The sequence below is a fragment of the Marinobacter sp. CA1 genome (genome assembly GCF_020546665.1).
Taxonomy (GTDB): Bacteria; Pseudomonadota; Gammaproteobacteria; order Pseudomonadales; family Oleiphilaceae; genus Marinobacter; species Marinobacter xestospongiae.
This window is the reverse complement of the sequence record NZ_CP071785.1, coordinates 4,348,475-4,362,148: the sequence shown is the minus strand read 5'-3', so window position 1 is coordinate 4,362,148 and position 13,674 is coordinate 4,348,475. Positions and strand designations below refer to the sequence as shown.

Below are 13,674 nucleotides of genomic sequence, written 5' to 3'. Positions count from 1 at the left end.
CTCAAGGTAGGCTCTTCCCTGTAATGATTGATTACAGACTAGAAAGTCCTGATTAGATAGCCAAATAAACGTTTTGACCTCGGAGTTGTTGCAAATGTCTGGCGAATATCGAATCTATCCCATATCGAACCAGTCGAAGTAGTCGTTTACCGGCAGGCCATCGAAGGCTCCTGGCGGCGTCGGCGGTTCGGGCTCAGGTTCCGGTTCCGGAGCACGGAAGCCCGGTGCCCCGGGGTCGGTGATCACGCCGTTGACCTGGCCGTCGTCATCGAACTGGCCGCCATCCTCAATGGTGAAGGTGAGCAGCAGGCGGTCGTTAACCTGACTGACACTGCCACCGTAGGCCTCGCTGGCGAGGTTGACCCAGTCACCGTCGCTGTCCTGCTTCCAGTAGCCGTTGATGTTGAGATCGCCGTTGAGGTACAGCTCAAATGTGGCGCTGTCACTGCCTTGTTCCAGCTCGGCACCGAAGCTCAGCAGCCCCAGGGGCATCTCCAGGTCGTCAGGCCGGTCTTCCAGGGCATTCAGTTGCACTAGGTCCTTGAGGGCACTTTCGGCGCTGACGGCGGCCAGGGTGAGGTAGATCTCCGGTACCCCATCGGGATCGGATTCGGCACGGTCCGATTCCAGGAAAATCAGTGAGGCAACGTTGCCCTGCTCGGTATCGGCGATGCCATCGCCATTGCCATCCCCCACGCCGTCACCATTGAGGGAGGGCACGCCGGCCTCTTCGTCCTGAGGAACGCCATCGCCGTCGCTGTCCGGATCGGGTTGTGGCTCCGGCTCCGGCTCCGGCTCGGGGTCAGGGTCGGGCTCTGGTTCAGGGTCGGGTTCCGGTTCCGGATCGGGTGTTGGGGGCGGCGGTGGCGGCGGCGGGGTACCCACGTCCAGAGTCAGGGTATTGCTGCCGGCGGCATCCACGGTGCCGTCGTTGACGGTGAACACCAGGCTGGCGTAGCCGTTGCCGGAGGCGCCGCTGGCGGGGCTGTACACCAGCTTGCCACCGGAGAGATCCATGGCGGAGATGGTATCGCCATTGTTCACTGGGTTGCCATCCAGAGTCAGGCTGCCGCTGGTGGGCACGGTGTTGATGGTGACGTGGTGCAGGGTGTCGCCATCCACATCACTGAAGCCGAAGTCGGCGAGGGCGAAGGTGTGGCTGCCGTTGTAGCGGATGCTGAGGTTATCGTCGCTGGCGGTCGGTGCCGTATTGGGTGGGATTGCTACGTCGACGGTGATGTTGTTGAGAGCGATGTAGCCCGCGCCGTCTTCGAACACAATACGCACCTCATCGACCGCCTCGAAGCCTGTCGACGGTGTGATGGCAACACTCTTGCGGTTGTTATCGCCATTAGAGGTAAAGGTCTGTGAGCCGACCTGCACGTTATCCCGATAGCCAATGACCGTGACGTTCTCGCCCTGTCGCGGGTAGCTGCCCCAGTCGTAGAAATCGAAAGATTGCAGCTGGAATTCGGCGCCATCCGCGCTCTGGATGGCCATGCCTGCCCATTCGCCACTATGGTTGTCCCAGTCAATGGTGACACCGTGGAAGCCATCGTCAGCGTAGAACGTATCGGCGCCATACCAGTTGATATGGTCCAGTTTGGTGCCCGCGGCATCGCTGATGTTGAATATCTGTAGTTCCATGCCTGGGAAGTCGGTACTGCCTCCCTCGCCATCGACGGCCATGGCCTGAGCATCCCAGCCACTCTCATCGGCGCTGAAGGTCAGGGTGGTTGCCAGCACCCCAGCGTAGCCGGGAATTGATAAAGCCTGTGCGCTGTGCGGCCCCGTGGACTGGTCCAGAATCCAGTTTCCGCCCAGTGTGCTGTGACCAATGGCCGTGCTGGAGGCGGATACGGTCGTGCCCAGAAGGTTGCCCAGGCGAGCCAAAAGCTCTTGACCCTGCGGGCCTGAAGCGGTGTGGCAGCTGTACAGCAGGATCGCCTCTTCAACGCAGGCGCCTAACCGCTGTAGCGAAGGCGCAAGGGCATCAATATTTGCTGGCGAAATCAGGGTGTTGCCCAGCCGGACCTGCCCCGGCTCACCGTGGCAGAGGACGTGCAACGCATCAATCTGGCCAAGGTTTTCCAGCCGCTGGACCAGTGACGGCAGGCTGGCCTCATCCTGGGTCAGAATGAGGGTGGTGTGTCCCAACTGATGGGCGGCGTTGACCAGTGTCTGTGCATCGGCCAACGCCGGATCGATCACCGTTACGTGACGGTACAACATGTTTGCTCTCCGTAGCCTGGGGCTGTTTACCCCGGGTGACATCAGTTTCGGGATGGGAAAGTGCCCTGCAGCGCAATGCAGTAGCGAACGCCCAGTTGAGGCGGGCGATTGTTGAAGGGCACGCTGCCGCCAGCATTATTGACTGTTATCTGGCCGCCAGGCGTGATGTTGGTGGTCGCCCCACCGACACTGGCAATCTGGCTCGACGTGTCGGACCAGATGGCCGCAGCCCCCGGGCCGCCGGTGGACACCGCGAGGTGGTTGCGGCTGGCCGTTGGCACCGTGCTGTTGCTTGCGGAGCGGTCAGACACGGGAATATTGACGGGCGCCGACTGGTCGTCGCCGACAAAGGTGGCGCCGTGGGCGTGAATGGGCATGTTGTCCTGGCCCAGGGTGACAGACTCCTGTCCCAGCTTTTGACCTTGGGTAATCGTCCCGTTTAGTCCTGGGCCCTGCCCCAATCCAACGGGTGTACGGCCACGCAGGTCCGGCAGAGCAAAGGTGGTGCGGCCATCGCCGCCGTAGGTAGTGCCTAGCAGGGAGAAAAGCGCGGCATTCGATGAGATGGCTATCAGTGAACCGTCTGCCTCATGAAAGCCTCGGGGGCAGAAGTTGAACCCCACCATGCAGATGGAACCTATCATCGGATCTATGCTACAGCCTGCCAGGGCATTGTTGGAACCGAGCAGGGCGGCGGTAAGCCCCAGGCCCAGGGCGAGCTTGCGGGAAGTCGGGTTGTTCATTGGAATGCTCCATTCGCACGTTTATTGACGGTGTCTGGGCATAGAAGCACAGGCACTTTTTTGGATTTTATTCGACAGTCGTTGTTCTTGGTCTGTTGTTCTTGGTCCATTGTTTGATGGGGCTTTAACCCATCTCAAACCAATCGAAGAACGTGTCCACCGGCAGGCCATCGAAGGCTCCTGGCGGCGTCGGCGGTTCGGGCTCAGGTTCCGGTTCCGGAGCACGGAAGCCCGGCGCCCCGGGGTCGGTGATCACGCCGTTGACCTGGCCGTCGTCATCGAACTGGCCGCCATCCTCAATGGTGAAGGTGAGCAGCAGGCGGTCGTTGACCTGACTGACACTGCCACCGTAGGCCTCGCTGGCGAGGTTGACCCAGTCACCGTCGCTGTCCTGCTTCCAGTAGCCGTTGATGTTGAGATCGCCGTTGAGATACAGCTCAAATGTGGCGCTGTCACTGCCTTGTTCCAGCTCGGCACCGAAGCTCAGCAGCCCCAGGGGCATCTCCAGGTCGTCTGGCCGGTCTTCCGGGGCATTCAGTTGCACCAGGTCCTTGAGGGCGCTTTCGGCGCTGACGGCGGCCAGGGTGAGGTAGATCTCCGGTACCCCATCGGGATCGGATTCGGCACGGTCCGATTCCAGAAAGATCAACGAGGCAACGTTGCCCTGCTCGGTATCGGTGATGCCATCGCCATTGCCATGCCCCCCCCACGCCAAAGATCAACGAGGCAACGTTGCCCTGCTCGGTATCGGTGATGCCATCGCCATTGCCATCCCCCACGCCGTCACCATTGAGGGAGGGCACGCCGGCCTCTTCGTCCTGGGGAATGCCATCGCCATCGGTGTCCGGATCGGGTTGTGGCTCCGGCACGGGTCCTGGGTCGGGGGTGGGATCGGGCGCAGGTGGTGGGGGCGGTGAGGTGACGGTGATGGAAACGGTCTCCACGCTGCCCGTGGTGCCGTCTTCGCCGCCGTCGCTGATGGTCAAATCCAGTTCGACATTGCCGCGTCGATTGCCCGCCAGGAAACTGACTTTGCCGTCGTTGATATCCTGTTGGCTGAACTGGTCACCTGCGGCCAGGGTGGTATTTTCTAGGCGTAGATTGCCTGAGCTTGGCAGGGTATTGAGGGTGTAGATGACCTCGGTGCCATCGTCGTCCGGATCGCCCTCGTTGAGTTGTGCATCGGTGAAGGTAATGCTGCGTCTGGCCTGGACGCTGAAGCCAGTATTGGTAGCCAGGCTGGGGCCGTCATTTATGCCTTCCACCGTCACCAGCAAGGTGGCATCGCTGGTATTGCCTGCGGTATCCAGGGTTGTCACGGTGACTTCGGTCGTGCGGGTTTCGCCGGAGGTCAGGTGATCAAATTCGTTGCTGGTGTCAAAGCTGGCGCTGCCATCGGCCAGAATGGTGAACAGTCCGCCGTTGTTGCCTGCCGTGGCGCTGGCTAGGTTTGTTGTCATTCCGTTGACGGCGGTGATCGCCACAGCGTCGGTATCATTGCCCAGGAGGTTGTCGTGGCCACTGCTGACACCAGTCAACGCGACCATGCCGGCATCCTCGCTGACCGTGGCGCCGGTATCGTCGGCGGCGGTGGGCGCGATGGTGTCCAGGGTGATGGTGAAGTCTGCTGACACCGTGCTGGTATTACCCGCCGCATCCAGCAACACGGTGTTAATGGTGTTGTCGCCTTCTGTGAGGTCGCCCGCACCAAACTGGTACTGCCAGTGACCTGTGCCATCCACGACGGTGGTGCCAACTTCAAGTCCGGCTACACGCACGGACACCGTTGCGCCGGTTTCCGCTGAGCTCGCACCAACCGTTGCCGTGGCCAGGTTGGTTACTTTGTCTGTGTTGCTGACACCGGAATCGGAAGTGGCCTCCAGTTGTGGGGCCGAAGCGGCTGGTGAGTTGGCATCCAGAGCATCATTGGCCTGGCTGATCGGTGTGTCAAAGGTGGCGGAACGATTACCCAGGGTATCGGCGAGGGTCAGGGAGACCGGGAGATCGTCCGTCGCCGCCACATCGGTACCAGATTCCGCCACGGTGAACTGGGCGGTGTAGGTGGTGTTATCGACTCGGTTCAGGTTGGACAGGTTAAAGCCACCGATTGTGCCGCTCAGACCGCTGTAGTGATCGCCCTGATCATCGGTAACCGTGATGGTTGCCTCGACCACATCGCCGACTTTCATCGCCACGTCCGCAATGGCCACCGTCAGAATCTCTGGTCCGGCGGTATCCACCACCAGCTCAGCGTTGGCGCCCAGTGAGCCCGTACTGCCCGGGGTTGGTAAGGTGAAAGAGGCGTCGTTGCCGGCGAGGTCTTTGATGGTGCCGCCGGCCAGATTGAGAGCGGCTGTTGATACATAGTCCAGATCAGCACTGCGATCACCAGCCTGTACCGTGTAGGTGAAAGAGAGGGTATCGGTGCCAGAACCACTGCTGTAGGTGGCAGTCCGATCGGTGGTGCCGGTTTCCAGCAACAACTCGGGCGCACCGGTAACGGCCACCGCCTCACTGAAATTAACGGTGAGTGTGATGGTGTCGCCAACTCCGTAACCACCATCGGGTGAAGTGCTGGTTACACCGACAACATCTGGAGCCACCCGGTCGGCGGTATGCAGATCCCCAGCCTGGTAATCAGGGGTGTAGCCATTGTTGCCGTTTCCGTTGCCACGGCTGTCAGTGATGTCAGAGTTACTCTTCAAATCGAGGCGAAAGCTGCCATCGCCAGCAATCGAGTTGACAGTCACATTAATGGAGTTGCCTGAGGATGTTGAAACCGAGCTGATTGTGCCGGTGGCGTTACCGGTAACGGTAGTTAGGACGAAGTCGTCTGCAGAAAGGTTGTTCACTACCTCGCTGAACGACACGTTGAATGTGACGGTGTCGGCGTTGAGGTCAGGACTGCTAGCCAGGGAAATGGCAGTGACCTCGGCCGGGGTATCGTCAGTGACCTGAATAGTATGAGCCTCGCTGAACTGGGCCTCGCCATCGTCGGTCTGGATACGGACCGAGTAGTTGCCGTCGGCCATCGCGGTAGGGTCTTTGGCTTTCAATACGTTGCCATCGATGAAAAAACGGCTGTTGTCGGTATCTCCGCTGCCACTGACCAGGCTGTAGCTGAAGCTTTCTCCGGTATCCGGGTCAATGCTGGATAGCGTACCGACGGTCACGTTGCTTTGGCCATCACTGTGGGCTATGGCTGAGTTGCTGAGGCTGATGTCACTGGGGCTGTCGTTGACCGAGGTCGACATCACGGACGCGGTGGTATCAACCGTATCCCTGAAACCGTCGTTAACGGCAAGAGTGAAGGTGGTGGTTTCCGTTGCCCCTGGTGCCTGGCGGTTATCCGTCGGGTCGAAGACAAGCTGGCGAATGGCGGCCTGGGCATTGACGGCCGAGGTGCTGGCCAGCGAGTAGGTACCTCCTCCGTTGTCACTGAAGCCTGACGCTGAGAGGGAGCCGGTTGTGAATACGCCCTTGTTATGGTCATCCAGGGTGACTGTCACCGAGACATTGTCGTTGTCGCTGATGGTGACACCGGAGAACGGTGTGACTGTGCTGTTGTCGTTCACCGCCTGATTGGACGATGTGCCGGAGATATCTGGTGCCGGATTGGCGGAGGCAGTGAAGACGATGGTATCGAGAATGCCCTGATAGGCCGCCCCGCTCTCAAAGGCAACGGTAAACGACGTAATATTGGTGAAATTGACCGTGACCGTTTCGCCGGTCTGGTTTGCCAGGGTATTCGAGGTAACGGCGCTGCCGGAATTGGGCGTTATGACCACCCGCTGGTTGTTGGTGTTGAAGTTACCGACAGCCAGGCTGGAGATGCTGATGGGAGCGTCAAAAGTGACCGTGAGGTTGCCGCCACTGCCCTGGGTGATCAGCGTTTGCCCGGTTGAGCCCGCACCGTCACCGATACCGGATGAAATAAGATCACCTGGGCTGGACACCGTCATCGTGACGGTGTCCACCGTTTGGTTGTACTGCTTGGTCGGGCCCGATGGCGCCGTCATATCGAACGTGGCGAGGCTGAACTGATAGGCCTGTTGAGCGCCATCGCTGATTGCTACGCCAGTGTCGATGCGTCCGGTATGCTGCTCCAGCAACCAATCACCACCGTTCCCTGTCGTGTCGTCGGAGGCGGCAATGTCTGCCCGGGTTCGTTGGGAGAGGTCCCGTAAAAACGTCAGACCGCGATCACCGGAGGCCACGTCACAGCCATAGAGCAGCAGATCACCATCGTCTGCCAATGCGTCCCGAATCGAATGCAGAAACGTCGCATGCTGGTCCAGTGTGGCGGACGTAAGCTGCTCATTTCCAAGATAAAGACTGCCCTCACCGCCGTGAGAAATCAGATGGATCGCGTTCAGGTCCTGGTAGGCGTTTAACTGTTGCGCCAGAAACGCCAGTGAATCTCCCTGTTCCATGACCAGGTAGTCTGTCCCGGGCGCTTGATTGGACAGTAAGGTTGTTTGATCTGCCACTGCGCTGTCGATAATTATGAGCTGACGGTGATCGGTTGATCGTTGACTGCTATTGGAGATCGCCATGGATACCTCTGGGACAACTGCCGCACAAAGAAAATAGATATCTACCGCCTGCGGGCTCCCTTTCCCCTATGGTTGTTGTTCGGAGAAGCGCACGGTGGTGTCTGGTTTGACCTTGACTGGAGGGCATCTGAACATTAGGGGCAACAGATGATTTCACCAGGCCAAAATATCGCTCATATTCAGTTTATTAGGTCAGGGGTGCAATCGGTTTGATTTATGATTTTTGGCAATCCTTATCATTTTTGTCGGCCGTATCGGGTCGATGGTCGCTATAGGCTATTGCTGAATCGCACTCAATTGGCTTTGCCCGGGCGTGACCCCAAAGTACTGGCGGTAGGCGTTGGTGAAGTTGCTGACGTGGCGGTAGCCGACGTTGTGGGCGGCGACTTTGACGGGGAGGCCCTGGGTTTCGATCTGCTCGCGGGCGGTGGTGAGGCGCTTTTCACGGATATAGTCGCTGGCTGACTGGCCGACCAGGCTCCGGAACAGGTCATTGAGACGGTGGCGAGAGAGTCCAAAGTGCAACGCGAGATCGTCACTACGCAGCGGTGTGGCCAATTGCCGGGAAATGTAGTCGCAGATCTGGGCGATGATTTGCTGCTCCCATACGCTTGCGGCTTCATCCGGTGCCACATGCCCCAACTGATGGTTGCCGTAGTCTTCCAGCAGGCTGGCCAGGAAGCAGCGGGCCAGGCCATCCCGGCGTAGCGGCAGCACGGGTTGCTCCGCTGCAGCGGCTAGCTGAAACAGCTCGGTGGCAAGGCTGCGGGTGCGTTTGCTCCAGGGCACCCCGTGTACCAGGGAGTCGCTCTGGCAGTGATGGAAATCCGATAATGTGGCAGTCAGCTCCGGCGCGACGAGGCCTTCGTGGTGCAAGGGCAGCGCCACACCGACGTGACGGATGACTTGGTTGCCGGGCAGATGCAAACGGGAGCCGGGTTGATGAAGGCGCATCAGCAGGGCCCGGTTGGGCGTGTTGGCGTGCCGCCGACCATCCGGTGTCTCCAGCTCCAGTTGGCCGGACAGCAGTACCTGGGAGCACAGCAACTGGGGAAGCTGTACCGGGTCCGTTGCGGTATCCACCTGGCAGTCGTTTATCACCCGGTACTCGGAGCAGTACAGCTTGCCGTCCTGGGGAAGCTGAGCGATCTGCATGCAACCGGTGCCAGAGTGGTGTGGCAGCGAAAACTCGGTGCCCTTAAAATCCCACGCTGCCTCCAGCTCCGGCGCGGTCATCCTTGAACTGTGTTGCTTCATCCCGACTCCAGCCACTGACGTCAGCACCCGTTTGGGTGCCCGATGCTCTGAGATTGAAGGCCCAGTCTACCCCATATCGAACCAATCGAAGTAGTCACTTACTGTCAGGCCATCAAACGGCCCTGGCGGTTCAGCCGGCTCTGGCTCAGGCTCCGGTGCCAGTGGCCGGAAGCCGGGGGCGCCCGGGTCGAGGATCACGCCATTGACCTGGCCGTCGTCGTCGAACTCACTGCCGTCTTCGATGGCGAAGGTCAGCAGCAGGCGATCGTTCACCTGCGTCATGCTGCCGCCATAGGCCTCGCTGGCGAGGTTGACCCACTCACCGCTGCCATCCTGCTTCCAGTAACCGTTGACGTTCAGGCTGCCAGCGATGAACAGCTCGAAGGTAACGGCGTCACCTTCGTCCACCGTGGCCTCAAAGCCCAGCAGGCCCAGGGGCATCTCCAGGTCGTCTGGCCGATCCGCCGGGGCGTCCAGTTGCACCAGGTTGGTCAGGGCGTTGTTGCCGCTGCCCGTTGCCAGAGTGATGTAGGTTGCCGGCGCATCGCCCGGGTTGCTCTGGGCGGTGTCGGTTTCCAGAAACAGCAGTGAGGCAACGTTGGCCTGTTCGGTGTCCAGCACCGTGTCGCCATTGCCATCGCCCTGGCCGTCTCCGTCGAGGGAGGGTACGCCGGCTTCCTCTTCCTGACTGATGCCATCGCCGTCGGTGTCCGGATCGGGGTCTGGCTCCGGGTCAGGATCAGGCTCGGGGTCGGGCTCTGGTTCCGGATCAGGCGTGGGTGTGGGTGTAGGTGGCGGAGGTGGCGGTGGGTTGCCCACGTTCAGGGTTACGGCGTGGCTGTTGACCGAATCCTCGCTGCCATCGTTCACCGTAAAGTCGAAGCTGGCGTAACCGGTGCCACTGCCTCCAGAGGCGGGCCTGAACACCAGTTCGCCAGCATTGAGCTGGGCCAGGGATATGTCGGTGTCTGCAACAGTAATCGCCGTACCGTTGAGCATCAGGCTGCCGGCGGTCGGCAGGGTCTTTACAGTGATGTGGCTGAGGGTGTCACCATCGGCATCACTGAAACCGAAATCCGCGGCGGTAAAGGTATAGCCTCCGTTGTATGGCACTGACTCGACGGTATCGCTGGCGGTAGGAGCGGTGTTGAGGGTCGCGGTGATGCCATTGCCGCTCAGGTCCGCAACCGTGACGGCCGCAGCAGCACCTGCAGCCCAGTCTTCATTGGCAACCAGGTTGTAGCTGGTATTGTCGGTGGCTGCGGTGCCGTCTTTGTTGATCAGTGTCGCCAGGGCCGTGCGGTCAGCTGTGTTAAGGGTCACGCTGAATGAGGTGGCGGAGGTGATGTCGACCGAGCCACTGGTTAGTGCGCGGCTTTGGCCACCTTCACCAACAATCGATAGCTGACTGACATTGATGTCGTTATTGGCGCCACTCAGCTGAACAAAGTTGGTGCCGGTTACCGTCAGTACTCCTGTGGGGCCATGGTAGGTGGCTGAAGTAATGGTGGGTGTCTGCACATTGCTGACGGTGATGCCATTGCCGGTCAGGTCCGCGATGGTTACCGTTGCGTCGGCTCCCAGGGCCCAGTCTTCGGCGGCCGCCAGATTGTAGGTGGTGCCACCAGTGGCTGCGGTGCCGGCGCTGTTCAGAATCAGCCCCAGGGCTTCGCGGTCTGCCGCACTCAGGGTCAGGGTGAAACTGGTGTCTGAGGTAATTTCCACATCCGAGGTATCGCTCAAAGTGTGGGTGATACCGCCTTCGCCCGTCAGGGTCAGCATCGAGGCATCTATATCAGCACTGCCATCCCGCTTTGACAGATGCGTACCGGTGACGGCCAGGGTGCCGGTGCTGGCATCGTAAGTCGCACTGACGAGTGTTGGCACCGGGACGTCAGAGACCGTGACGGGGTTGCTGAGGTCCGACGTGTCTCCGGAGAGGACATTGGTGTTCCAGTCGTCCGCTGCGCTGAGGTTAAAGGTACTGCCGCCAGTGGAGGTGGTGCCGTCTTTGTTGAGGATCTGGGCCACGGCCGCCTGATCAGCGGTACTCAGGTTCAAAGTGAAGCCGGAGATGGATGTGCGTTCGACATCGGCGGTGTCTGTCAGGGTGTGGGTCGTACCACCCTCACCGCTGAGGGTAAAGGCTGAGGCATCAATGTCCGCGCCGCCGCCGTTGGCCTGGATGTTGGCTCCGGTGATCACCAGGGTGCCAGCAGTGGCGTTGTAGCTGGCGGTCGCAATGCTGGGAGCAACCTGCACCGTGACCCCATTGCCGGTTGTGTCGGCGATGTCTGGCGAGCTGGCGGCACCGGTCAGCCAGTTGTCAGCCAGCGCAATGTTATAGGTTGTGCCTCCGCTAGAGGTGCTGCCGGCCTGGTCCAGCAGTGTGTCCACGTTGGTTTTATCAGCACCACTCAGTGTCAGGGTGAAGCTGGTGTCCGAACTGATCTCCACGTCGCTGGCACTGGTGAGTGTGTAGGCGCCGCCTTCGCCTGTCAGGGTGATGGTAGAGATGTCGACATCATTTGCTGCGCCGGTTCGATGGACAAAGTTGGTCCCGGTCACGGTAAGAACGCCACTGTCAGAATCGTAGGTCGCAGCGGTGATGGTGGGCAGACTGACATTGGAGACAGTGATTGCGTTGCCGGTGGCGTCGGCAATGTCATTGCTGGCGGGGGCACCGGTCATCCAGTTGTCCTGCGCCGCCAGGTTGTAGGTGGTGTTGTCGTCTGATGTGGTGCCGTTTTTGTTCAGCAGGCCTCGCACGTGAAGCAGGTCCGTGGTATTCAGTGCCACCGTCGCCTGAGTGGCTGAGGTGATGTCCACATCCGTACTGGTCAGGGCGTAGCTAACACCGTCTTCACCAAAGATTTCCAACGTGGAAACGTCAATGTCATTGTTGGGGCCGGTTGCTGACACAAAGTTGGTCCCGGTCAGCACCAGTTGGCCGTTGCTCCAGTCAAAGGTGGCGCTGGTCAGTGTGGGCGGGGTGTAGTTGGAAACGGTAACGCCATTGCCGGTGGTGTCGGCCACGGTCACGGCAGCATCCGCCCCTGCGGCCCAGTCTTCCGCTGCGGCGAGGTTGTAGGTTGTGCCGCTGCTGGCAGATGTGGTGCCGTCCTTGTTCAGCAGGCTTTCAACAGCGCTGATGTCAGCGCCCGAAAGAGTGACTGAGAACGACGTTCCGTCAGTAATCTCGACATCACTGGAGGATGTCAGGGTATAGGTTGCCCCGCCTTCACCGGTAAACGTCAGTTTGCTGACGTCAATGTCGTTGGCTGCCCCGGACGCCTTCAGGAAACCGGTACCAGTGACCACCAGCGTGTTGGTGCTGTAGTCGTAGGTCGCAGATGAGATTGTGGGGGCTGCGACGTTGGAGACCGTCACGCCGTTGGCGTCGGTATCGGCGGTGGCTGCGCTGTCAGCAATAAAACCCGCTGCGCCGTCGAGGTCGAATGCCGTGCCGTCGGTGGCGTTGGTGCCGTCCTTGTTCAGAATCTGGTTGATGGCAGCCTTGTCGGTTGCCGATAGTAACAGGGTGAACTGGGTTGCTGAGTCGATCTCAACATCGGCAGTATCCGTCAGAGTATAGGTCTCACCACCTTCACCGGTGAGGGTGAACCTGGAGGCATCGACATCATTTGCGGCGCCGGCTGTGGCGGTAAAGTCTGTGCCGGTAACGACCAGTGAGCCGGTGCTGGCATTGTAGGTGGCGTTGGTGAGGGTGGGAGTGTTCGAGGAGGCGGAAAAAACAACGTTATCCAAGATAACGTTGTTGCCGGTCGGATCTGAAGATGTAACGGTTACGGTTTGTGTTTCGCCAAAGCTGCTTAAATCGACATCAATTCCTGACCCTGTCACTGTTGCTGTGACATCAGCAGTATTACTGTCTGCATCGGAAAACGTCCAGGTGCTGGTATCGCCGCCAGTCGCGGCCCTTAGACTGGTTACAGTGACCGCGTCACTGAAGGAGATCGTAAACGATGTAACCTGTGTGTAGTAGGAGTAAAACACCAAGCCACTGGTGCCGCCATATCCGTTGCCAGCCTCGACAACATTGAAGGTTTGGTTCCCCGTCGAAGCATCGGTGGCGACGGTAACTGTCACTCCATCAACAGTTTGTTGTACTCGGTATTCCCGACCGTCTCCTTGATTTGGATCTGGTGCCTCGACGTCTATCTGCGTGGCATCTTCGAAGTCGAATACAGCGCTGCCAGCCAGCACATGACCATAGGCTCGGGCAACCAGGGTGTCTGTATCAACGTCCCCCATGTGATACTCCAGCTGCCAGTCTCCTCCTAAGCCGGTGTTTCCTGTCAGGTCGTCCGACGCTGCAATATCCGCTTGGGTCCAGCGTGCCAGCTCTTTGACAAATGACTCGCCGAGTTCACCTGCGCCGACGTCGCAGCCGTAAAGCAATAGGTCGCCGTTCTCACTAAGGCTGTCGCGGATAGCACTTAACGCCTCTTGATGCCGAGGCAGGGAGTCGGAGTTGAGTACTTCACCACCCAGGTACACCGCACCTTCGCTACCGTGGGAAAGCAGGTGGATAGCATCCAGTTGTTCGTAATCGGAGAGCTGCTGTGCCAATCCGGCCAGGCCTTGTTCGGCTGCAAGGATCAGGTACTCCGCCCCTGAAGGCAGGCCTGCAATCAGGGATTCGATATCCGGTGTGGCACTGTCGATGACAAACAACTGCTGGTTGGTGGTGTGCAGACTATTGGCCATGGGTTCCTCGGCTGGGCAATGGCGACTCTATCGGGCAGGGACAGGCAAGAGTGGACACGCATCCTTGCTCAAGTTGGGATTTCCCTGTTTTTATAACCTGTAGATTAGAAATGGATTGGTAGAAAACCTAATAAAATATTGTGATTTCTGTGTTG

General features: G+C 59.5%; 6 protein-coding genes. All 6 read right to left on the bottom strand.

What is annotated here, in order from left to right:
* Positions 1-114 precede the first annotated feature (114 nt).
* Complete coding sequence (locus tag J2887_RS19960; RefSeq protein WP_227172876.1) at positions 115-2,232, bottom strand: DUF4347 domain-containing protein; 2,118 nt, start codon at positions 2,230-2,232, stop codon at positions 115-117.
* Between the two features lie 41 nt (positions 2,233-2,273).
* A complete protein-coding gene (locus tag J2887_RS19955; protein ID WP_227172875.1) occupies positions 2,274-2,975 on the bottom strand; it encodes a phage tail protein in 702 nt (233 codons plus the stop codon).
* Positions 2,976-3,099: 124 nt separating this feature from the next.
* Positions 3,100-3,519 (bottom strand): choice-of-anchor U domain-containing protein, encoded by a 420-nt coding sequence (locus J2887_RS19950; protein WP_227172874.1) that lies wholly within the window; start codon positions 3,517-3,519, stop codon positions 3,100-3,102.
* A complete protein-coding gene (locus tag J2887_RS19945) occupies positions 3,428-7,531 on the bottom strand; it encodes a DUF4347 domain-containing protein (RefSeq protein WP_227172873.1) in 4,104 nt (1,367 codons plus the stop codon). The genes J2887_RS19950 and J2887_RS19945 overlap by 92 nt, the downstream gene beginning before the upstream one ends.
* A gap of 276 nt (positions 7,532-7,807) precedes the next feature.
* Positions 7,808-8,788, bottom strand: coding sequence for a helix-turn-helix transcriptional regulator (locus tag J2887_RS19940; RefSeq protein ID WP_227172872.1), 981 nt, complete (start codon positions 8,786-8,788; stop codon positions 7,808-7,810).
* A gap of 66 nt (positions 8,789-8,854) precedes the next feature.
* Positions 8,855-13,519 (bottom strand): DUF4347 domain-containing protein, encoded by a 4,665-nt coding sequence (locus J2887_RS19935; RefSeq protein WP_227172871.1) that lies wholly within the window; start codon positions 13,517-13,519, stop codon positions 8,855-8,857.
* Positions 13,520-13,674 lie beyond the last annotated feature (155 nt).